This is a genomic window from Rhodoferax potami, assembly GCF_032193805.1.
GTDB classification, from domain to species: Bacteria; Pseudomonadota; Gammaproteobacteria; order Burkholderiales; family Burkholderiaceae_C; genus Allorhodoferax; species Allorhodoferax potami_A.
The window spans coordinates 433,928-456,282 of record NZ_JAVBIK010000001.1 but is presented as its reverse complement, the minus strand read 5'-3'; the positions used below and the strand labels follow the sequence as shown (position 1 = coordinate 456,282).

Below are 22,355 nucleotides of genomic sequence, written 5' to 3'. Positions count from 1 at the left end.
GCTGAGTGGGCGTGAAGCGTCCTCGCAGTTTGGGCTCCTTAGACCAGCGTCCGCGTTCCCAGCTTGTACGCCGGTAATCCGGCCAGCATCCGCTTGCCGTAGCTGGTTTGGGTGAGTCGCTTGTCGTAGCAGATGACTTGTGCGCGGTCTTCTTCGGTGCGGATGGCGCGGCCGGTCCATTGCAGCAGCTTCACCCCGGTGGCGGGGATCACCAGTTCGTTGAACGGGTCGCGGCCCACGCTGCGCAGCCATTCAGCCCGGGCTTCGTCCACCGGGTCGCTGGGCGGGGCAAAAGGCAGCTTGGCGATGAACACGGTCTCGCACAAGGCACCGGGCAAGTCCAAGCCTTCGCCAAAGCTCTGCAGGCCAAACAGCACCGAGGGCAACCCGCTCTCCACCCGTTCGGCGTGGGCGGCCAACAGGCGGGTGCGGGACTGGGTGCCTTGCACCAGCACCATGTCCATCGTGTGGCCGGGCACAGCCTCAGAAGCGGTGCGCATCTGGGCCCGGCTGGTGAAGAGCACCAGCGCACCGCGTTTGACCTGTTCGAGGTCTTCCATGAGCGCGCGCACTACCTCGGCGGTGTAGGCCTCGGCGTGCTTGGGGTCTGCCTGGGTGTGCACCACCGTGAGGCTGCCTTGCTTGGCGTAGTTGAAGGGGCTGGCCACTTCCAGCGCAGTTACATACGGCTTGTTAGCCAAGCCGGCTTCTTTCAAAAAGTAGTCAAAGCTGCCGCAGCTAGTGAGCGAGGCGCTTGTGACGATCGCACCGCGCACCTGGCTCCACAAAAACTGGCGTAACAAATCGCCGGGCACGATGGGGCAGGCGTGCGCGGTCATGGTCAGGTAGCCGTTGGCGCTCTCAGCCTGCAACCATTTAGCCAAGGGCTGGTCGCCATGCTCCAGCAGCAAATTGGCGGTGCTCACCAGGCTGCCCAAGCGCGGCGCAATGCCGCCCAACTGGGCATAGAGCTGCGCGCACAGTACCGCCTGGCTGGGGTCGTCTTTGGCGATGGCTTTCACGTCTAAGCCCAGTGCTTCCAGCGCTTTGGACAGGCCGGTGGCCTGCGACTGGATTTGTCGTACCGGTTCGTGCAAGGCTTCGGGCAACACGCCGTTGGCAAAACGCAAGGTGCCGTCTTTGCCGCCGCCGTGGGCGTCCTGCCCGGTGTGGGCCCACACCAAGTCCATGGCCATGCGGGCTACTGAGGTGAGGGCGCCCTTGAGCTGGCTGGTCACCGTCTGCACGTCTTCGCCCAAGTGCAGGGCCAGTTTGCCGGCCACTTCGGTCATGGTTTTGGGCAGCTTGTCGAGCCAGCGCAGGTTGGATAGGTCCATGCTGTTCGAGAACTGGTCGAGTGCTACAGCCGGCAGGTGGTGGCCTTCGTCAAACACCACGAGGCAGTTGTCCAGGTCGGGCAGAGTCTTCATGCCCAAAGACGCCAACACCAAGTCGTGGTTGGCCACAATGACATTGGCTTCCGCCAACTTGGTGCGCGCGTTGTAGTAGCTGCACTCTTTGTAGCGCGGGCAATGGCGCGCGGTGCAAGTGTGGCGCTCGGCGGCCACGGCCGACCAGTCGCGTGGGTCGGGCGTGTCGGCCAGGTTGTCGCGGTCGCCATCCCAGCTGGCCACCGCCAGCTTGTGGGCCATGCCCTCAAACAGGGCTTGGCGGCGTTCTTCAATCGCCTCTTGCGACAGGGCGCTGACCTTGGGCTGCGGCAGGTCGTCGTCAAACAAATCGTCCTCTACTGCGCCGCTGCCCACCAGTCGTTCCAGCTTGACCTTGCACACATAGCGCCCGCGGCCCTTGGCCAGGGCGTAGGCAAAAGGCTGGTCCATGCTGCGGGCCAGGGCCGGCAGGTCCTTGGTCATCAGCTGTTCTTGCAAGGCCACGGTGGCGGTGCTGATGATGACGCGAGTTTTGCGCTCCAGCGCCATGGCAATCGCGGTGCTGGCATAGGCCGCGCTTTTGCCCACGCCGGTGCCAGCCTGAATGACCGCAATGGCTTTGGTGGGGTTGGGGTGCTCGCCGATGTCGGCTTGCGCCAGCGTGGCGGCCACGGTTTCGGCCATCTGGTGCTGGCCGGGGCGGCTCCTGAATCCGCTGGTGCTGCCCACTACTTGCTCAAATGCGCGCAGGGCGTGCTGGGCCAAGGCGGCGCTGGCAGGGGGCAGGGAGGAGAAATCGGAGCTCAAGGGGATAGAGGCGTGGGGCCGTTGCGGCAGAGGAGGGCTGAATATACAGGCAGCAGGGGATAATCGCCCGCTTGCCGCTGCACAGCCGCCGCTGCTGTGCAAAGAATGCGGCCCGTTCATCCAAGGGGAGAATTCAACATGTCCGATCAAAGCACCATCGTCGCCGGCAAACAGCCCCAGGCTGCACGCCGCCAATTTATGAAGAATTCGGCGGTAGCCCTCGCTGGCGCTGCGCTGCCTGCTATCAATTTTGCACAAACGGCTGCAGCGACCGAGCGCCAATTCAGCCCCAAGCCCGCTGCATGGCGCACCTTTGAGGTGACTACCCGCGTCGACATTGCCAAGCCCCAAGGCGCCACCCGTTTGTGGTTGCCCGTGCCCTCTATCAATAGCGAGTGGCAGCAGTCCCTGGAGAGCAGCTATTCCAGCAACGGCACGGCCCGCATGGAAGACGACAACGCCACCGGCGCCCGCATGCTGTTTGTGGACTTTGCCGCCGACCAGGCCAAGCCCTTTGTGGAGCTGACCAGCCGCATCCGTACCCGCAGCCGCGCCCAAGACTGGGGCCAGAAAACCGCCGTGGCAGAAGACGCCGCCACCCTGAAATACTGGACCCAGCCCACCGATTTGCTGCCGCTGGACGGCATCGTGCGCACCACCGCGCAAGAAGCCACCCGCGGCGCCAAAACCGATGTGGAAAAGGTGCAAAAGATTTACGACTGGATCGTCACCAACACCTACCGCGAACCCAAGGTGCGCGGCTGCGGTGAAGGCGATATCAAAACCATGCTGGAAACCAGTAACCTGGGCGGCAAGTGCGCCGATTTGAATGCCTTGTTTGTGGGCCTGTGCCGGGCGGCCGGCGTGCCCGCACGTGATGTGTATGGCCTGCGCCTGGCGCCCAGCGCGTTCGGCTACCGCGAGTTGGGTGGCAACTCTGCCAGCCTCAAGGGTGCGCAGCACTGCCGTGCCGAGGTCTACCTCAAAGGCTACGGCTGGGTGGGCATGGACCCCGCCGACGTGGCCAAGGTCATGCGCCAGGAAACCCCGGAGTGGATCAAGTCCGCCAGCAACCCGCTGGTCGCGCCCGTCAACAAGGGCTTGTTTGGCGGCTGGGAAGGTAACTGGATGGCCTACAACATGGCCCACGACGTGGCATTGCCCCAGTCCAGCGGCTCTAAGCTGGGCTTTTTGATGTATCCCACCGCCGAAACTGCAGCCGGCCGCCTCGACTCCTACGCGCCGGACGACTTCAAGTACCAGATCAGCGCCAAAGAGTTGGCGGCTTAACAGGTACCTTGATCCCCTCGTTTCGCACTTTTGCTTATGACCATACCCCGCGCACTGTTGGAGTTCGGTGATCCGCATCACAGTGGCCAGCCTGCCACCAAATTGGCTTTTGGCGAGCCGCAGCAGGTGCTGGTGGCCCACACCCTCGATGAAGTGCGGCCGGTGCTGGAACAAGTGGATGCGCTGAGCCGTGAGGGGCTGTGGTGTGTGGGCTATGTGCGTTATGAGGCCGCGCCGGCTTTTGATGCGGCGCTGCAGGTGCACGCAGCCGAGGGGCCTTTGGTGTGGTTTGGTGTCCATGCTCAGCCCTTGGCTGACGCTGATGTGGCGCTGCCCACCGCGCCCGAGCCGCATGTGCAGTGGACTCCGCGTATCAGCCGCGAGGCCTTTGATGCCAACATGGCACGCATCCACGCGGCCATTGCCGCCGGAGATTTTTATCAGCTGAACTACACCGCTCAGCTCAAAGCGCCTTTTGCATCGGTAGAGGGCAGTGCCATGGCGTATTTTGCGGCCCTGCGTCGCTCGCAACCGCGGGGGTACGGCGCGTTCATTGACACCGGTGAAGAGCAGGTGCTTTCGGTCTCGCCAGAGCTGTTTTTCGACTGGGACGGCACCCGAATCCTGGGCCGCCCGATGAAGGGCACCGCCGCCCGCGGCGCCAACCCGCAAGAAGACGCAGCCAACGCCGAGCGCTTGCGCAGCACCCCCAAAGAGCAGGCCGAGAATGTGATGATTGTGGATTTGATTCGCAACGACCTTTCTCGCGTGGCAGAGCCATTCAGCGTCAAAGTGCCGCGTCTGTTTCATTTGGAGGCACTGCCCACCGTGTGGCAAATGACTTCAGACGTTGTGGCCACCACCCGGGACGGCACGCGGCTGTGGGATGTGTTTGAGGCCTTGTTTCCCTGCGGCTCGGTTACCGGTGCACCTAAAGTGCAGGCCATGTGCCAGATCAAGGCGCTGGAGCCGGATGCCCGCGGCGTGTATTGCGGGGCAGTGGGGGTGGTGAAGCCGGGTGGACATGCCACCTTCAACGTGCCTATCCGCACCGTCACGCTGCGTGACGGGACTGCGCGCTGTGGCATCGGTAGCGGTATTACTTTCGACGCGCAAGCCGAGGGCGAGTGGCAAGAGTGGCGTAGCAAGCGCATGTTTTTGGAGCGCGCCAGCCAGCCTTTCGAGGTGTTGGAGACCTTGGCCCTGCGGGATGGTGTTTTCCAGCACTTGCCTTTGCACTTGCAGCGCATGGCGCAGGCGGCCGCCCATTTTGGCTATTCGTGGAGCGAGGCCGTGGCCCGGGAGGCCCTGGCCGCATTGGCGCAAACCCGCCCGGCTGGTGCGTGGCGGGTGCGCCTGCTGCTGCAGCCCAGTGGGCGGTGCACTGCAGAGGCGTTTGCACTGCTTGAGTCCCCACAGCCGGTCCGCTTGCAACTGGCCGACCAGCCCATGGCGGATGCACAAGGCGAGTTTGTGCGTTTCAAAACGACGCGCCGCGCGCACTATGACGCCTTCACCCCTTTAGACCCGGCGGTGTTTGACACGGTGCTGTTCAACAGCGCCGGCGAGGTGACCGAGTGCACCCGGGGCAACATCGCCATCAAGCTGGGCGGCCGTTGGGTGACCCCGCCGCTGGCCTGTGGTTTGTTGCCCGGCATCGGCCGGCAGGTCTGGCTGGCCGAGGGCCGCTTTGTGGAGCAAGTGGTGTACACCGACCAGCTCGCAGAGGCACAGGGCGTGGCGTTTATCAACAGCCTGCGAGGCTGGCTGGATGCCGAGCTGGTCTAGCCCTTTGCGGTTCCCCGGCAACTGGGGCAGGCGCAGCGGTGTTGCGCTGGCTGCGTTTGTTTGTTTATGGGCTGGATACGCAGCTGCGCAGCCCGGTACTGCGGTGATGGCACCCGCCAAACCGGCCTGGGTCAACGTGCCGCGTATTCAGGGGCATTTGGTAGCAGCCGATGTGGGTCTGGTGATCAACACCAACGACCCGAATTCGGTCGCGGTGGGCGAGTATTACGCCCGGCAGCGCGGCATCCCCTCCGAGCAAGTGCTGCGTGTGACGCTCCCGGTTCGCCCGACCCTGACTGCGGCAGAGTTCGAGTCGTTCAACGCCCAGGTCAAAGTCGCCATGGGGCCCCAGGTGCAGGCCTTGGCCTTGGCATGGGCCCAACCTTATGCGGTGGAGTGCAACGCGATCACGGCTGCCCTGACTGTGGGGTACCAGCCTGATTTGTGCAGCCAGACATGTGCCACGAGCCGCCCCTCAGTACTGTTCAATCACCCCACGGTCCGGCCCTATACGGACCTCGGGGTGCGCCCCAGCATGTTGCTGGCCGGGCGCACTGTGGCCCAGGCCACCGCGCTGATCGATCGCGGTGTGACAGCTGACCGCCAGTTGGGCAAACGGGGGGTAGCGCCCGCCAGCGTGGTGCTGCTGCGCACCACGGATGCGGCGCGCAATGTGCGTGCTGCTTGGTACCCGCCCATGCCGGCGATGGGCCAGCCCGATCCGCTCGTGCCCTTAGGCGCGCAGCTCCGGGTGCAAGACAGCACAGCAGAGAGCCCCGAGCGGGTAGTGCTGCTCCAGACCGGTGCAGTCCGGGTTGACAACCCGGCCGCGATTGACTGGGTGCCCGGTGCGCTGGCGGACCATCTGACCTCATATGGCGGGCAATTGCTCAACACCAGCGGCCAAATGACCGCGCTCGAATGGCTGGAGGCCGGCGCCACCGCGAGCTACGGCAGTGTGAGTGAACCCTGCAACCATTGGCAAAAGTTTCCGCACCCCCAGGTGCTCTTGCTGCACTATGTGCAAGGCGCGACCGCGCTGGAGGCCTATTGGCGCAGCGTGGCATGGCCGGCCCAAGGTGTATTTGTCGGGGAACCTTTGGCCGCACCGTTCGGTCGATAAACCTAATGCAAACACCCGCACAACCTTCTGCCAAACCCACTGGCCTACAGCCTCCAGCACTGACCGAGTTAATGCGTGCACCTGCGGCACAGGTCCCGGTCACCGTGGGGCTGATTGTGTTGAACCAGCTGGTGTTTGTGGCACTGGCCGCCGCCGGCGGCGGTTGGTGGCATGCAGGGCGGGGCGTACAGCTTGATTGGGGGGCCAACTTCGCCCCGGCCACCCAAGACGGCCAGTGGTGGCGTCTGGGCAGCGCCATGTTTATTCACTTTGGCATTTGGCACCTGTTGCTCAACATGTGGGCCTTGTGGGATATCGGCCGCCTGTTGGAGGGTTTGCTCGGGCGCTGGCGGTTTGCCTTGCTCTATCTCGGGGCCGGGGTATGCGGGAATCTGGTGTCTTTGGTGGTGCAGGGCAACCGGGCGGTGTCTGGCGGGGCATCGGGTGCCGTGTTCGGCCTGTATGGCGCCTTGCTGGTTTTTTTGTGGGTGGAGCGCAGACAAGTGGAGGCTGGGGAGTTCCGCTGGCTATTCGGCGGGGCGCTGGGCTTTTCGGTGCTGATGCTGGGCTTGGGTTGGTTCATGCCGGGCATCGACAACGCGGCGCATGGCGGCGGCCTGCTGGCGGGCATGTTGTGGGCCGGGCTGTTGCTGCGGCCCTGGACGGCGAGTAGCCCGGCAGCCGGTGTGCGCCCTGGGCTGTCGGCCACGCTGCTCGTGGTTGCGGTCGTCTTGCTGGGCCTGGTGTTGCCGGAGCCCGCCTACCGCTTTGGCGAGGAGGTCAAAGCGCGCCAGAGCATTCAACGTTTCATTTCTGACGATGAACGCATCCACGAACATTGGAATTCGATATTGAATGATGTGCAGAAAAACAGCGCGTCGTTTGAGTCCATCGCCGGACGGATGGATGCGGAAGTAGTGCAGCCCTATCGCCAGAGCTTTGAGGATTTGATGCGTGCCTCCCCGGAGAGTGCCGCGCCCTCGGCCGCTACGCTGGCCAATTTGCAGGCCTATGCTGCCCAAAAGGCCTCCCAAGCCCAGAAGCAGGTCGATGCCCTGCGCCAAGGCAACAAGCCGGAGCTGCCGGCGACAGAGCCCCCCAGCGAGACACGTTAAATCTCAATACTCTTGAGGCGCTTGTGCCAAAGGCATGAGGTCGCGCCGGCTGTCGAATTTGCGCGGTGCGCCGCTCAGCGGATCGGTGAACTCCAGGGTGCGGGCCAGTAACTGTAAGGGGTGCCGGAAATCGTTGGCGCCCTCGGGCGTGAGGACAGGGTAGATGCCATCAAACAACAGCGGCAAGCCCAAGGCGTGCATATGCACCCGCAGCTGGTGGCGCTGCCCGGTCAGCGGCTGCAAGCGGTAGCGGGCCCAGGGACCTGCCACTTCCAACGGCGCAATGTCGGTGATGGCGTTGACCTCGCCCGGCACCTCGGCCTGCTGCATGAAATGAACGGCATCACCGATACGGCTTTCGCGGTGCAGCGGCCAGGGCAAGTCCGGGTTCCAGGGGGCGACGCATTCGTAGGTCTTGTGCACCTGCCGGTCGCGGAACAGGGCCTGGTAGGCATTGCGGCTGGCCGCTTGGACCGAGAACATCACCAGCCCGGCCGTGTCTTTGTCGATCCGGTGGATGGGTGAAAGCTCGGGCAGGTCTAAACGTTGCTGCAAACGGGCCAACAGGGTTTCACGCACATGTTTGCCACTGGGGACCACCGGCAGAAAGTGCGGCTTGTCGACCACCAGCAAATGCGCGTCCTGCCAGATCACCTCTTCCTGAAACGGGATGACGGGCTCGTCCGGCACCTCGCGGTAGTAGTACAGGCGGCGGCCCGGGGTGGCGGTATCGCTGGCAGCCGCGGTGCAGCCGTCTCCATCGGTGATATCGCCCGCATCCAGACGCTGACGCCACACCTCTTCCGGCACGGTAGGAAAGCGGTGGGTCAAAAAAGCCAGCAGGCCGGGCCATGGGCCGCCAGCCACCACCACGCTGCTCGGCCGCACACCGTGCCGGGCCGCAGGAGCCAAAGGCCGTGTTCGGGCCATAGGGTGGTGTGGGATTAGATGCGCTCGAACACGACGTCCCACACGCCGTGGCCGAGTTTGATGCCACGGTTCTCAAACTTGGTGAGGGGGCGGTAGTGCGGCTTGGGCGAGTAGCCTGCCAACTCAGGGTGCGTGGGCAGGGCGCGATTTTTGAGTTTGGGCTCAGCGCTCAACACTTCCAGAATCTGCTGGGCATAGGGCTCCCAGTCGGTGGCCGCGTGCAAGTAGCCACCTGGCTTCAGGCGGGCCGCCAGCTTGGCGATCAGTGGGCTTTGGATCAAGCGGCGCTTGTTGTGCTTGGTTTTGTGCCAAGGGTCGGGGAAGAAGATGTGCACGCCGTCCAGGCATGCCAGCGGCAGCATATGGTCAATGACCTCCACCGCATCGTGGTTGCAGATGCGGATGTTGGGGATGTTGTTTTCACCGATGCGCTTGAGCAAAGCGCCGACCCCGGGTTCGTGCACTTCGCAGCACAAGAAGTTGGTACCTGGCAGGGTGAGTGCAATTTGTGCGGTGGCTTCGCCCATGCCGAAACCGATTTCTAGCACGACCGGACGCTGGACGTCTGATGGGGCTCCAGCCCCCGCTGCACCCTCAAAAGTTGCTTCGAAATTGAGAGCAGAAGGCTGGTAGGGAACCAGAAACTGTGGGCCCAGTTCCGCCATGGCGCGCTCTTGCCCGCTGCCCATGCGGCCTGCGCGCTTCACAAAGCTCTTGATGGTGCGCATGAAGGGCTTGGCAGCGTCGTCAGTGCGGGTAAGGGTTTCGGCCGATTCGGGCTGGGGGGATTGAGGGTTCGTCATGGCGGCAAGAGCACGTAAGCAGGGCCTGCATTGTAGGCAGTCGGGCGCGACATCGGTAATTTGAGCAATATCAAATTAATTGCAAAAATCTTTTTAAACAAATTTAATAAATATACATATAATTAAATAAATGATCTGACGAAAGTCACCATTTCCGCACAGTCGCGGGCTGTCCGCGCGGCGTGGTACTCAAGAGGGAAACGAGATGTTCAAGTCTTTGCGCTGGGTAATGTCGTTCTTGGGGGCTATTGGTGTTACGGCCGCGATAGCGGTTGCCGCCCAGGGCTACCATTTCATTCAGCAGCTCGATGCGTCTGCGCTGAAGGTCTATGCGGGGAAAGATGTGGTGGCCGACATCCTGCCACCCCCGATGTACCTGATTGAGACCCGGCTGGTCTTGTCGCTCATGCTGGACGGAAGCGTGTCCGCAGCAGACGGTAAAAAGCGCTTTGACGAGCTGACCACCGAATACGACCAGCGGGTGGAGTTCTGGAAGAAAAATCCGCCCTTTGGTCTGGAGGCCAAACTTTTGGGTGAGCAGCACAAAGCGGCGCAGGCTTTTTTGGCTGCCGCCCGCAGCCAAGTGGTTGAGCCTTTCGCCGCAGGCAAAGCGGATGTAGCCCGCACTAATTTGCCCGCGGTTCATGCCTTGTACCAACAGCACCGCGCCGGTGTGGACGCCACGGTGGTTGACGCCAATGCGTTCGCTGCCAGCGCCATGCAAGAGTTTGAAGACACGCACGTATTCAGTGTGTCTGCCATGTTGGTGACTGCACTGGTAGCTGCGGCGGTGGTGTTCGTGGTGTACCGGCTGGTGCTGGCCAGTATCCAAAAACCGGTGCGTGGCAGCACCGAGGCAGCCAAGTTGATCGCTGCGGGCGATTTGGCCACCCATGTGGCCTTGGACCCGGGGCGCACAGACAGCTTGGGGGTGCTGCAAGAGGCGCTGCAAACCATGCGCGAAGGCCTCAACAGCACCGTATCGTCGGTGCGTTTGGTGGCAGACAACGTGTCCAATGCCAGCGCGGAAATTGCGCAAGGCAACCACGACTTGTCCGCCCGGACCGAGAGCCAGGCCAGTGCCCTGGAGGAGACCGCCGCCTCCATGGAAGAGCTGACGTCCGTGGTGAACCAAAATGCCCAAGCGGCCCAGCAGGCTGAGCGGCTCGCCCAGCAAGCCGCCGAGGTTGCCGAACGCGGCGGTGCCGCGGTAGGGCAGGTGGTGGTGACCATGAAGGGCATCAACGATTCATCCCGCGAAATCGCAGGCATTGTGAGCGTGATTGAAGCCATCGCGTTTCAAACCAATATCCTGGCCTTGAATGCCGCGGTAGAAGCGGCCAGAGCCGGTGAGCAAGGCCGCGGCTTTGCAGTGGTGGCCTCTGAGGTGCGATCGCTGGCGGGCCGCAGTGCGGTAGCGGCCAAAGAAATCAAGGCCCTGATCGATGCCAGCGTAGACCGCGTGGCCCATGGCTCCACACTGGCCGACCAAGCCGGTGCTACGATGGACGAAATGTTGCGTTCGACCCAACAGGTCAGCACCTTGCTGACAGAAATCAGCGCGGCCAGCCGCGAGCAGTCCAGCGGGATCTCGCAAATCGGGGAAGCCGTCAGTCAGATGGACCAAGTCACCCAACAAAACGCAGCGCTTGTGGAAGAAATTGCCGCAGCCGCAAGCAGCCTCAAGGTCCAAGCGGCGGAGCTGGTGCGTCAGATGTCGCAGTTCACCGTAGAAGGCGGGCACGAGGTACCGCGCCTGAGCTGACGGCTTGTGCAGCCCGGGTTGCTGCAGACCAGTGTCAGATGCCGTAGCGGCTGCGCCACTCAGCAGTCCAAGCGCTGAGCGCACTGGCTCTGTCACCTGCTGTCGCAGACAAGCCCAGCGCAGCGGCGGCACTGGCCAGGGTTGTATCCGGATCGCTCAGGTCGAGGGCTGCAGCGCCGTTTTGTTTGCTGAGTTTTTCCCCGTTGGCGCCTAACACCAAAGGGGTGTGCAGGTAGCGCACCGCAGGCAGCCCCAAGGCCACTTGCAGTGCGATCTGGCGCACGGTGTTGTCCGCCAAGTCTTCGCCCCGCACGATGTGGGTGATGCCCTGGTCGGCATCGTCCACCACCACCGCCAGCTGGTAGGCCCACAAGCCGTCTGCCCGCAACAACACGAAGTCGCCCACCTCGCGGGCAAGGTCTTGCTGCTGCTCACCGAGGCGTCGGTCATGCCATGTCCATAGACCGTCATCATTCACATTTGCTATGAAATCAGGAGCTAGTGGCGCAGTTGATATGTGAGCTAGAGGGCTTTTTGGCTTAAAACTATGAGCGTCGGTGCGCAGGCGCCACGCACGGCCTTCACGCCCTTGCAAACCGTGGCGGCAGGTGCCGGGGTAGATCAGCTCTCCGTTACGCGCCTTGCCCGCGCCCATTTGCGCCAGTGCCTGGGCAATGTCTTTGCGGGAGCAGGCGCAGGGGTAGGCATCTCCGGCCGCGATCAGTGTGTCGAGCGCCTGCCGGTAGAGATGATTTCGCTGGCTTTGCCAGACCGGCGGCTCGTCGGGCACCAGGCCCACGCTTGCGAGCTGATGCAGGATGAATTCACCACCGCCTGCTATGCAGCGCGGGGTGTCGACATCTTCAATGCGCACCAACCACTGCCCGCCGTGGGCACGGGCATCCAGCCAACTGGCCAGCGCAGCAAGCAAAGAGCCCGCATGCAGCGGGCCCGTGGGGGAGGGGGCAAAGCGGCCCCGGTACGTTGCCCCCACGCTCTTCGGCCCGGCGGCGCTCAATTCACCAGATTTAAGCAACTTTCAGCGCGAGTTCCAGGCCCGACACAAACGCATCTTCCACCCGGTGGCCAATGCACCAGTCGCCGCATAGGCCGATGCCGGCTTTGCTGTCCCACAAAAAGTGTTCGCCCAATGGGGCTTCGGTTTTGGCATACAGCCAGCGGTGTACTTGGGCGTGGGCGGGTTCTGCGCGAATGCCGGTGATCTCGGCAAAAGCCTTGATCAATTTGGCCTGGATACGGTCAGGCGTGTCATTCAAATGCTCTTGCGACCAGGCTGCACTGGCTTGCACTGTCCAGCGTTCGACCTTGCCGCGGCCGGGTTTGCTCGATTCCCGCGACAACCAGGCCACACGGTGGTGGGTGCTGCGGGCGGCGTTCCACTGCGGGCCCAGGGTGGTGAGGCCGGGCTGCACCGCTTGGGGGTAGGCCAGCATCAGGGTCCAGCAGGGGGCGACAGAGACTTTGGAGGTTTTCTTGGCCAGCGCTGCGCCCTTGGGGGTGGTGGCCAGTAGTTCCTGGGCTTGGGGATGAGGGATGGCGAGCACTACCTCGTCAAAGCCGCCATAGACATGGCTGCTGCCCGCGTCACCCGAGGTACGCAGCTGCCATTTCTTTTTGTGCAGGGCGTCTTGTTCGAGCGCGGTCACGCGGGTGTTGACCAGCAGCTGCCCGGCATCCGCCAGGGGTTGTGCCCACGCGCGCACCAGCGCGTTCATGCCGGGGGCGGGCACCCAGTGCGCATCGCGCCCGGGCAGGGCGGCGGCGGCCACACGGCCATGGGAGTCGAGCACGCGTACCGCGTTCGCACTCCAGGGGCGGCACAGGCCGGGCGTGGTTTGCAGGGCTTGGGTGAAACGGGTGTCGCGCACCGTGAAGTACTGGGCCCCGTGGTCAAAGGTGCCGAAGGCGCTTTCGCGGGTGGACATGCGGCCACCGGGCCCGCGGCTTTTCTCGAAAACGGTGACCTTGTGGCCGGCCTGTACCAGGGTACGTGCGCAGGTGATGGCGGCCATGCCACCCCCCACGATGGCGATGTGTCGGGATGTTGTCATGGGCACAGTCTCCGTTGGTTGTAATAGCCTCTTTATACACGCTGGCCACGGGGCGTAAATCGTTTAACTGCTGCGATGCTCATCCAGCAAGGCACTGCGGGTGGTCTCACTTTCGAGTTGGCTGAGCCACCATTGCAAGGCCCTGCCTTGGTTGATGGTTTTGGTTTGCCGCCAGGCGTAGTGCAGCGGCACGTTGCGTTGGGGGCGCTCGGTTTTCTTCACAACCAAGCGGCCGGTTTGTATGTAGGCGTCTGCCATACAGCGGGGCAGGTTGCCGCCGCCCAGGCCGCGCAATTGGGCGTCGAGCTTGGCGTGCATGGTGGGCACGGTGAACACATCCTGCCCGCTGAGCAGGCCAAAGGTTTGGCCCGCGCCGCGTTGCACCGAGTCGGCCACGGCGACCGCCCGGTGTTTTTGAATCAGCTCATCACTCAGCGGCTCCGGGGCTTGTGCGAGCGGGTGGTGCGGGGCGACCGCATAAACAAAGCTGATCGACCCCATGGGTTTGCTGTGTACACCGGCGGTGCGCGCCGAGTCCGCCCCGACCCCAATGGCCAGATCGGCCTGACCGGTGGTGAGCGCCTCCAGCGTGCCGGAAAGGGTCTCTTCGCGCAGGCGGATACGGGTGGGCGGGGACTGGCTGAAAAAGTTGTCACACATCTCCATCATGACCGGCTTGGAGATCACGGTGTCAATCGCAATCGTGAGTTGCGGCTCCCAGCCGGTGGCCACGCGTTTGACACGGTTGGCCACCGCGTCAATTTCTTCCAGCAGGCGTGCACCTTCCCGCAGCAACTCCGCTCCGGCAGCAGTGAGCTTAGCCTGGCGGGAGCTGCGGTCGTACAAGAGCACGTCCAATGCGTCTTCGATTTGGCGCACCCGGTAGGTCAGGGCGCTGGGCACCATGCCCATGTCCCGCGCGGCGGCGGCAAAGCTGCCGGCCTCGGCAATGGTCTGCAGCATGGAGAGGGCGTCAGGGGTGAGGAAGTCGCGTGCCGTTTGCATGATCGATACCCTTAAGTTGAGTTTTTTTGAATGATGCCATCAAACGGTATGGATGGAAAAGGCCTGGTCGAGGCCTAAAGTTCAAGCCATACGAGACCAGAGGCACTTCATATGTTGACCGTACGCAAATCGCAGGACAGAGGCTACGCCGACCACGGCTGGCTCAAGTCTTTCCACAGCTTTTCGTTCGCCGGGTACTACGACCCCGCGCACATGGGGTGGGGCAATCTGCGGGTGATCAATGAAGACCGCATCGCGCCCGGCACCGGTTTTGGCACCCATGGTCACCGCGATATGGAGATCATCAGCTACGTCATGTCGGGCAACTTGGCCCACAAAGACAGCATGGGCAACATCAAGGGCATTCCGCCCGGTGATGTACAGCGCATGAGTGCCGGCACCGGTGTGACGCACAGCGAGTTCAACCACGCGCCGAATGACACCACCCATTTCTTCCAGATCTGGATCGAGCCCAATGTGACCGGTATTCCACCGAGCTACGAGCAAAAAACCTTTGCTGCAGCGGACAAGCAGGGCCTGCTTAAGTTGGTGGCCTCGCCTGACGGCGCGGAAGGCAGTGTGCTGATCCATGCGGACGCCAAGTTGTACAGCGGTTTGCTGGATGGCGCTGAAACTGCGACCCTTGCACTGGACCCTGCTCGCAAAGGCTATGTGCAGGTGCTGCGCGGCTCGGTGTCGGTGAACGGCACGCCCTTGCAGACGGGTGATGCCGCTTTGCTGAGTGCTGAAAGCAGCTTGGTGCTGGACGCAGCGCATGATGCAGAAGTGCTGGTTTTCGATTTGGAAGCCTGATTTTTTTCGGGTGTCCGCAGGGTGCGGATGCCTTTCTTTGAGTCTTTTTACTTAGGAGTTCACAAAATGGCAAAAGTAGCAGTTGTATTCCATTCCGGTTACGGTCACACCCAGCGCGTAGCGCAATTCGTGGCGGAAGGCGCGAGCGCCGAGCTGATCACCATCGACGCCAATGGCGAGATCACCGATGCCCAGTGGGCCACGCTGGATGCCGCTGACGCGGTGATCTTCGGCTCCCCCACGTACATGGGCATGGCCTCCTGGCAGTTCAAAAAGTTTGCAGATGCATCCAGCAAGCGTTGGTTCACCACCGCCTGGAAAGACAAGGTTGCTGGCGGCTTCACCATTTCCGCAAGCCCTAGCGGCGACAAGCTGTCCACTATCCAGTACTTCATCACTCTGTCTCAGCAGCACGGCATGATCTGGGTGGGCCAGCCTGCCATGAACGACGGCACCATCAACCGCATCGGCTCCAACTCCGGCGTGATGGCCCAAGTCGGCCCCACCAGCCCAGCGGAAGACATCCCCCAAGGCGATCTGGACACCGCCAAAGCCTACGGCGCACGCGTGGCATCCATTGCCGCCAAGCTGAAGGCATAAAGCCGCTTGCAGGCCCTCGGGGCCTGACCGCAAAAAAGCCCGCTTCTGCGGGCTTTTTTGTGTGTGCTTGAAAAATGCGTAAGCTGTGGACTCTCAGACTATCGGAGTTCCATTTTGACGATCCGTTTTGCTACTAAATTCATAGCTTCTTGCGCAATATTTGTGGGCGCTATGGTGCCTTTTCATGCTTATTCGCAGACCGATGCTTCGGCGTTCAGTGCTATCAGCGCCATGCCAGTGGCTTCGGTTGTCGGTGCGAGCGCGGGTGCGGTGATCGCCATTCCTGTGGCGTTTTCCACCGCAGGCGCGGTGTTGGTGGTGAAGGGCGTAGAGGCCTCGGCCAAAGGCACGGTCTATCTGCTCGAGCGGGTGTCGGACGGCGCACGCGCCAGCGTGGAGGTGTCGGGCAAAACAGCCTCCGGTGCCTCTACCGCCGTGGGCACCTCTGTTTTTGTCAGCGTGATCAGCACCGGCGTGGTGTTGTCGGTGGCGGGCAAGGTGATTGCGTTTGTGCCCAACGAAATCGGCAAAGCTTTGTTGCACAACGAACGCGTGAGCCAGTGAGCCGCCTTATGTACCTGCAGCGATGGGTGGCGGCAGGAGTGGTCGCCCTGGCGTGTGCCGGCCAAGCGCAGGCAGGCAGGACTTGTGATGAGCCTCAGGACCTGACGCCCGCCAAGGTGGACAAGTCCATGACCCTGGCCTTGAAAACGCTGCAGGCGCTGGATGCCAGCGGTGCCAAGGTGGTGGTCATGGCGCGCGCCGGCCAGGACCTAACCAAATACGGTGTGCGCTACTCGCACCTCGGGTTTGTGTACCGGCAAGACACCCCCGATGGAGCGCATGTCTGGCGGGTGGTGCACAAACTCAATATGTGCGGGACGGCGGAGTCGGGCATTTACCGGCAAGGGCTCGGGGAGTTCTTCCTGGACGACCTCTGGCAATACGAGGCAGCTTGGGTCGCGCTCAATCCGCAAGCAGAGGCGGCGATGCTGAAAGTGTTGCTGGATGGGCCGCGGTCCTTGGTGCTGCACGAGCCGCGCTACAACATGGTCAGCTACCCGTGGTCGCAGAAGTACCAGCAGAGCAATCAGTGGGCCATTGAGACACTGGCCTTTGCGATGACGGCGGCCAGCACCGAGCCGGTGACCAGCCGCACGCAGGCGCAGGCTTGGCTGCAGCGCACCGCCTATCAGCCGACGACCCTGACCATCACGCCGCTGGTTCGGCTGGGAGCTCGCATGACGAAAGCCAACGTGGCGTTTGACGACCATCCGGACGAAAAGCGCTATGCCGACCGCATCGAAACCATCACGGTGGACTCGGTGTTTGCGTGGCTCAAGCGCACCAATCTGTCTGCTGGCGTCCCCCAGGTGCAGCGCTAGCTGCTCAGGCCTCGCTGCTGCTTTGCAGGCCGGTGGCCTGCAGATCCGCGCTCAGGGCCCGGCGCTCGTCAAACACAAAGCAGCCACCCTGGTAGTGGCTGCCGTCGGTCTCCTCGAAGTACTTGAGGATGCCGCCTTCGAGCTGGTAGACGTGTTCTAGGCCTTCTTCGCGCATCAGGATGGCCGCTTTTTCGCAGCGGATGCCCCCGGTGCAAAAGCTCACCACGGTTTTGTCTTTGAGTTCGTCCAGGTGGGCGCGGAAGGCGTCCGGAAATTCGGTGAACTTGGTGATACGCCAGTCGATCGCACCCTCAAAAGTGCCTTCATCGACTTCAAAGTCGTTGCGCGTATCCAGGGTGACCACCGGGCGGCCGTTGTCGTCATGGCCTTGATCCAGCCAGCGCTTGACAGTAGCAGGTGCCACCGCGGGCGCGCGCCCGTCAGCAGGCTTGATGGTGGGGTGGTTCATGCGGATGATTTCACCCTTCACCTTCACCAGCATCTTCCTGAACGGCTGGGTGTCTGACCAGCTCTCCTTGGGCGCAATATCGGCAAACCGCGGGTCTTGCTGGAGCTGGGTGACAAAACTACGCACATCGTCTGCCGGACCGGCGAGGAACATATTGATGCCTTCCTCCGCGAGCAGGATGGTGCCTTTGAGCTGCAGGGCCTGTGCACGGCCTAGCAAAACCTCGCGCAAAGCGGCGGCGTCGGGCAGCGGGACGAATTTGTAGGTGGAGATATTCAGTACGGTGTTCACCTGCTGATTTTAAATGGTGGCCCAAACCTACAATCAGGGCATGTTTGTACACCTGCGCCTTCACACTGAGTTTTCTGTCGTCGACGGAACCACCCGCATCGACGATGTCATCAAAATGGCGGCCAAAGACGGGCAGCCCGCGCTGGCCATCACCGACCTGAACAACCTGTTCGGAGCGATCAAGTTCTACAAAGGTGGCCGTGGCAAAGGTGTGAAGCCGGTCATAGGCGCAGAAATCATTCTCGAAGGCTTGGGTGGCGACGCTACAGCCGTCACCCGCATCATCTTGCTGGTGCAAAACAAGCAGGGCTACCTGAACATCTCGGAGCTGATTGCGCGCGCATTCACGCAAAACGTGGTGAAGAACCAGGCCGTCATCAAGATGGCTTGGCTCAAAGAGCTCAACGAAGGCTTGATTGCACTCTCAGGCGCACAAGCCGGGCCGGTGGGCCAAGCGCTGGTGCAGGGCGACACTGCCCGTGCGCACGATGTTGCGCTGCAGTTGGCGGGCGTCTTCCCCCACCGCTTTTACATTGAGCTGCAGCGCGCAGGCCGCGCGGATGATGAGGCGCATGTGGTCGCCGCGGTGAAGTTGGCGGCCCGCATGAAGCTGCCGGTGGTGGCGACCCACCCCATCCAGTTCGCGGAGCAGGACGATTTTGAGGCCCACGAAGCCCGCATCTGTATCGCCGATGGCGAGATCTTGAGCAACCCCAAGCGCGTGCGCCGTTTCACCCGTGAACAGTATTTCAAAAGCGCAGCCCAGATGGAGGAGCTGTTTGCCGACATTCCCTCGGCAATCGCCAACACGATTGAGATCGCCAAGCGCTGCAGCCTGACGCTGGTGCTGGGCAAGCCGCAGTTGCCCGCCTTCCCAACCCCCGAAGTCAACGGGCAGCGAATGACGCCCGAAGAGTATTTCCGCTACGCCTCGTTTGAGGGGTTGAACGAGCGCATGGTGCACCTCTACCCCAACGAGCAGGAGCGGGCGGCTGAGATGCCGCGCTATGTGGAGCGCTTGGAGTTTGAGTTGGGGACCATTTTGAAAATGGGCTTCCCCGGTTACTTTTTGATCGTGGGCGACTTCATCAATTGGGCCAAGAACAACGGTTGCCCGGTGGGGCCCGGGCGCGGCTCCGGTCCGGCTCGCTGGTGGCGTATGCCCTCAAGATTACCGACCTGGACCCCCTGCGCTACAACCTGCTATTCGAGCGGTTTTTGAACCCGGAGCGGGTGTCCATGCCCGACTTCGACATCGACTTTTGCCAGACCAACCGCAACCTGGTGATCGACTATGTGAAAGACAAATACGGCAAAGACGCCGTGAGCCAGATTGCCACCTTCGGTACGATGGCGGCCCGCGGCGTGGTGCGCGATGTGGGCCGTGTGCTGGACATGAGCTATACCTTTTGCGACGGCATCAGCAAGCTCATCCCCAACAAGCCGGGCACCAACGTGACGTTGCAGTTGCCACCCACCGATGGCAAGAAGAGCGACAAATACGTTTATGCCACCGAAGCCGAGCCGATTCTGGCGGAGCGCGAAGCCAAAGAAGAGGACGTCAAAACCCTGCTGGAGATGGCCCGCAAGCTCGAGGGCATGACCCGCAACATCGGCATGCACGCCGGGGGCGTGTTGATTGCGCCGGGCAAGCTCACCGACTTCTGCCCGCTCTACCAGCAGCCCGGCAGCGAGTCCGCGGTCAGCCAGTATGACAAGGACGATGTGGAAGCCATCGGCCTGGTGAAGTTCGACTTTTTGGGCTTGGCCACGCTCACCATTCTGGAAATTGCGGCCGAGTTCATCCGCAAGCGCCATCCGGGGCAGGAAAAGTTTGCGTATGAGAACCTGCCGCTCGACGATGCCAAGGTCTACAAGCTGTTCAGCGAAGGCAAAACCGAGGCGGTGTTCCAGTTTGAAAGTCGCGGCATGCAGGGCATGTTGCGCGACGCCAAGCCCAGCCGCCTGGAAGACCTGATTGCCCTGAACGCCTTGTACCGTCCCGGCCCTATGGACCTGATTCCGAGTTTCGTGGCGCGTAAGCACGGGCGCGAAGTCGTGGAGTATCCGCACCCTGCGGTGGCTGAGATGCTCTCCGAGACCTACGGGATCATGGTGTACCAGGAGCAGGTGATGCAGACCGCCCAGATTCTGGGCGGCTACTCACTCGGCGGCGCCGACTTGCTGCGCCGCGCCATGGGCAAGAAAAAGAAAGAGGAAATGGACGAGCACCGCGGAATTTTCCGCGCCGGTGCGTTCAAGACCCACGGCATCCCCGAAGCGAAGGCCGATGAGGTTTTTGACTTGATGGAAAAGTTTGCCGGCTACGGCTTCAACAAGTCGCATGCGGCGGCCTACTCCTTGCTGGCATACCACACCGGCTGGATCAAGGTGCATTACACCGCCGAGTTCTTCTGCGCCAACATGACAGTCGAAATGGACGACACCGACAAGCTCAAGGTGTTGTTTGAAGACGCTGAAAAGATGGGCCTGAGCTTCGAGCCGCCCAATATCAACCGCGGCTTTTATCGCTTCGAGCCGATTTCGAACAAAGAGATTCGCTACGGGCTGGGTGCCATCAAGGGCACCGGCGAGCAGGCGATTCTGGCCATCGTGGCCGCGCGCGAGGGCAGAGGCCCGACCGAAGAAGCCGGCCCGTTCAAGAGCCTGTTTGACTTCGCCCGCCGGGTGGACCGCAGCCGCATGAACAAGCGATGCGTGGAGGCGCTGATCAAGGCCGGGGCTTTTGATTCGCTGCACCTGAACCGGGCAGAGTTGGTCGCCTCCATGGACCGGGCGTTTGAGTTTGCCGCTGCGTCGGCCGCCAACGCCAACCAGGTGGGCCTGTTTGACATGGGCGGTGACGACGACCATGGATCCAGCACGCAAGAGCCCGACTTGGTGGAGGTCACGCCTTGGGGCGTGAAAGAGCGCCTGACCCAAGAGAAAACGGCCGTCGGTTTCTACTTGTCCGGCCACTTGTTTGACGAAGTTGCCACCGAGGTCCGCAAATTCGCCCGCCTGCCGATTGAAGAGCTCAAAGACTCCCGCGAGCCCCAGTTGCTGGCCGGTATCGTGACCGAATTGCGGGTGATCAACGGGCAGCGCGGCAAACTGGCCCTGTTCAAGCTCGACGACAAATCCGCCATGATCGAGGCGCGCGCCAGCGAGGCGCTGCTCAATACCTACAAAGACTTGTTGAAGGACGATGAGCTCATCATCGTGGAAGGCAAGGCCATGCCGGACCGCTTCTCGGGCGGTATGCAATTGACGGTACAGCACATCTGGAGCCTGGAGCAGGCACGCTGCAAGTTTGGCAAGTACCTGCGTGTGCCGGTGAAGCTCGATGCCCAGGGACGTGCGCCCGATGTGGCGGCCCTGGTGCGCGAGTTTCCTGCTGTGCGCGAAACAACCGAACATGGGGAAACGGTGCGCGGCCTGTCAGTCCGCCTGCAGTTGGTGTGCAGTGCGGCAGGCGCACATCAGGTAGAGCAGGCAGCGGCTGATTTGCATCTGGGCGAAGCAGCCAAGTTCTACCCCACAGACGCAGCCCTTGCGAGCTGGCGTGCACAGGCCAATGGGGGAGTGGCCGCGATTGCCTACGACTGATTTTTGATGAAAAAGGCCGCTGTCGCACTAGATCATTGCGCCAGTAGCTATCAAAAACAGAGCAGAACTGAGCGGGTTAAGGGCCGACCAGGGTCTGCGGCGAGATCACGATGATCATTGGCGACCAAACCTTGCCGTCGTCCAGCGGCAACTTGCGGGTTTTGTCGATCGCATTTTCGGCCGCGTCATCCCAGGCCTTGTTGCCGCTGCGTTTGATGACGCGCTTGCTCAAGATTTCGCCGCTTGCGCTCAGGCTCACTTCAATCTCAGTTTTGGGGTTGCCAACAATCGTGTCGGTGAACGTGATGTTGGGTTTGACTGCCGCCTGGATGCGCCCGCTGTAGTTCGCCCCGGGGCCTGAGCTCTTCGCGGCGGTACCGGTGGAGCTTGGCGCACCACTGCCGCTGGCTCCCGCCAGACCGGTCATGCGGGCGATTTGTTGCTGGCGCAGCTCTTCGGTGCGCTTGGCATCCTCTTTGGCCGCTTTTTGCGCCTTCAGTTTCGCGGCGTCGGCCAGTTTGGCTTTGTCAGCTTTTTCTTTCGCCTCGCGTGCGGCTTTCTCTTTGGCGAGCTTTTCTTTTTCCAGCTGCTCTTTTTCGCGCAACTGGGCACGGGCTTTGTCTTGCTTCTCTTTGGCCGCTTTTTCCTGAGCCTGCTTTTCGAGTTCGCGTTTTTCTTGGGCTTTGCGCGCCTCTGCCTTTTGCGCTTGCAATTCCTTTTGCTTTTCTTCGGCGATACGTCGCTCTTTTTCTTTGGCCAACGCGATGTCCGCCTTGCTAGGCGCTTCCTGCTCTGCGGGTTTCACCGCGGGCGGAGGGGGAGTCGGCGTTGGCTTAGGGACTGGCTCAGGCTCGACGGCAGGCTCTGGTGGCTCTTCCGGCGGTGGCGGGGGCGCCGCCTCTTGCGGAATCGTAGACCACAGCTCGGCCTCTACGGTGGCGGGCGGGAGTTCGCGTTTCCAGGCCACGCCAATTGCCAGCACCGCCACCAGCGCCGCATGCGCCACCAAGGCCATGACCAGCGCGCGCAACATGCCCGGTGTGTGGGGCGGCGCAAATTCCTGTCGGGTATCAGCAGAGGGCATGGTGCAGATCGGAGA

17 protein-coding genes and 1 pseudogene are annotated in these 22,355 nt (G+C 62.2%); 10 read left to right on the top strand and 8 right to left on the bottom strand.

The features are described 5' to 3' along the window. Positions 1-38: 38 nt before the first annotated feature. Positions 39-2,198: an ATP-dependent DNA helicase DinG gene (gene dinG / locus RAE19_RS02190; RefSeq protein WP_313873375.1), complete on the bottom strand. Its 2,160-nt coding sequence runs from the start codon at positions 2,196-2,198 to the stop codon at positions 39-41. A gap of 138 nt (positions 2,199-2,336) precedes the next feature. On the opposite strand from dinG, the gene RAE19_RS02185 reads away from it, so the two are divergent. Genes RAE19_RS02185 through RAE19_RS02170 form a run of 4 tightly spaced genes read left to right on the top strand, consistent with a single transcriptional unit; the run spans position 2,337 to position 7,514 of the window. Continuing rightward, positions 2,337-3,488, top strand: coding sequence for a transglutaminase-like domain-containing protein (locus tag RAE19_RS02185; protein ID WP_313873374.1), 1,152 nt, complete (start codon positions 2,337-2,339; stop codon positions 3,486-3,488). A 36-nt stretch (positions 3,489-3,524) separates the two neighbouring features. Next, on the top strand, positions 3,525-5,276 hold the full coding sequence (gene pabB / locus RAE19_RS02180; RefSeq protein WP_313873373.1) for an aminodeoxychorismate synthase component I: 1,752 nt from the start codon (positions 3,525-3,527) through the stop codon (positions 5,274-5,276). After that, the gene (locus tag RAE19_RS02175; protein ID WP_313873372.1) at positions 5,260-6,399 is read left to right on the top strand and encodes a TIGR03790 family protein; all 1,140 of its coding nucleotides are present in this window, start codon (positions 5,260-5,262) and stop codon (positions 6,397-6,399) included. Before pabB ends, RAE19_RS02175 begins: the two co-directional genes overlap by 17 nt. 5 nt (positions 6,400-6,404) lie before the next feature. Beyond that, entirely contained in the window at positions 6,405-7,514 is a 1,110-nt protein-coding gene (locus RAE19_RS02170) for a rhomboid family intramembrane serine protease (RefSeq protein WP_313873371.1), read from the top strand. A gap of 3 nt (positions 7,515-7,517) precedes the next feature. Here the strand turns inward: RAE19_RS02170 and RAE19_RS02165 are convergent, their stop codons facing one another. Next, the gene (locus RAE19_RS02165; protein WP_313873370.1) at positions 7,518-8,444 is read right to left on the bottom strand and encodes a pseudouridine synthase; all 927 of its coding nucleotides are present in this window, start codon (positions 8,442-8,444) and stop codon (positions 7,518-7,520) included. 14 nt (positions 8,445-8,458) lie between these two features. After that, the gene (trmB, locus tag RAE19_RS02160) at positions 8,459-9,247 is read right to left on the bottom strand and encodes a tRNA (guanosine(46)-N7)-methyltransferase TrmB (RefSeq protein WP_430962503.1); all 789 of its coding nucleotides are present in this window, start codon (positions 9,245-9,247) and stop codon (positions 8,459-8,461) included. Positions 9,248-9,452: 205 nt separating this feature from the next. Between trmB and RAE19_RS02155 the strand changes: the two genes are divergently transcribed. Next, positions 9,453-11,012, top strand: coding sequence for a methyl-accepting chemotaxis protein (locus tag RAE19_RS02155; RefSeq protein ID WP_313873369.1), 1,560 nt, complete (start codon positions 9,453-9,455; stop codon positions 11,010-11,012). Positions 11,013-11,046: 34 nt separating this feature from the next. Here RAE19_RS02155 and gluQRS read toward each other — a convergent pair whose 3' ends face one another. From gluQRS to RAE19_RS02140, 3 genes are all read right to left on the bottom strand, one after another. Further along, on the bottom strand, positions 11,047-12,006 hold the full coding sequence (gene gluQRS / locus RAE19_RS02150; protein WP_313873368.1) for a tRNA glutamyl-Q(34) synthetase GluQRS: 960 nt from the start codon (positions 12,004-12,006) through the stop codon (positions 11,047-11,049). Positions 12,007-12,040: 34 nt separating this feature from the next. Further along, entirely contained in the window at positions 12,041-13,084 is a 1,044-nt protein-coding gene (locus tag RAE19_RS02145) for an NAD(P)/FAD-dependent oxidoreductase (RefSeq protein ID WP_313873367.1), read from the bottom strand. A gap of 63 nt (positions 13,085-13,147) precedes the next feature. Further along, positions 13,148-14,089: a LysR substrate-binding domain-containing protein gene (locus tag RAE19_RS02140; protein WP_313873366.1), complete on the bottom strand. Its 942-nt coding sequence runs from the start codon at positions 14,087-14,089 to the stop codon at positions 13,148-13,150. A 111-nt stretch (positions 14,090-14,200) separates the two neighbouring features. On the opposite strand from RAE19_RS02140, the gene RAE19_RS02135 reads away from it, so the two are divergent. The 4 genes from RAE19_RS02135 to RAE19_RS02120 all read left to right on the top strand — a co-directional run bounded on the left by RAE19_RS02135 (position 14,201) and on the right by RAE19_RS02120 (position 16,887). Then, a complete protein-coding gene (locus RAE19_RS02135) occupies positions 14,201-14,902 on the top strand; it encodes a pirin family protein (protein WP_313873365.1) in 702 nt (233 codons plus the stop codon). 66 nt (positions 14,903-14,968) lie between these two features. Continuing rightward, positions 14,969-15,502 carry a flavodoxin family protein gene (locus RAE19_RS02130; protein ID WP_313873364.1) on the top strand — a complete coding sequence of 178 codons (534 nt, stop codon included), beginning with the start codon at positions 14,969-14,971 and terminating at the stop codon, positions 15,500-15,502. 171 nt (positions 15,503-15,673) lie between these two features. Next, entirely contained in the window at positions 15,674-16,066 is a 393-nt protein-coding gene (locus RAE19_RS02125; RefSeq protein ID WP_313873363.1) for a hypothetical protein, read from the top strand. An 8-nt stretch (positions 16,067-16,074) separates the two neighbouring features. Beyond that, positions 16,075-16,887, top strand: a complete 813-nt coding sequence (locus RAE19_RS02120) for a DUF2145 domain-containing protein (RefSeq protein WP_313873362.1) — start codon at positions 16,075-16,077, stop codon at positions 16,885-16,887. Between the two features lie 4 nt (positions 16,888-16,891). Here the strand turns inward: RAE19_RS02120 and RAE19_RS02115 are convergent, their stop codons facing one another. Continuing rightward, positions 16,892-17,647, bottom strand: a complete 756-nt coding sequence (locus RAE19_RS02115) for a sulfurtransferase (protein ID WP_313873361.1) — start codon at positions 17,645-17,647, stop codon at positions 16,892-16,894. A gap of 40 nt (positions 17,648-17,687) precedes the next feature. Between RAE19_RS02115 and dnaE the strand changes: the two are divergent. After that, positions 17,688-21,256, top strand: a pseudogene (gene dnaE, locus RAE19_RS02110) (DNA polymerase III subunit alpha). A 76-nt stretch (positions 21,257-21,332) separates the two neighbouring features. Here the strand turns inward: dnaE and tolA are convergent. After that, positions 21,333-22,340 (bottom strand): cell envelope integrity protein TolA, encoded by a 1,008-nt coding sequence (gene tolA, locus RAE19_RS02105; protein ID WP_313873360.1) that lies wholly within the window; start codon positions 22,338-22,340, stop codon positions 21,333-21,335. Between the last annotated feature and the right edge of the window lie 15 nt (positions 22,341-22,355).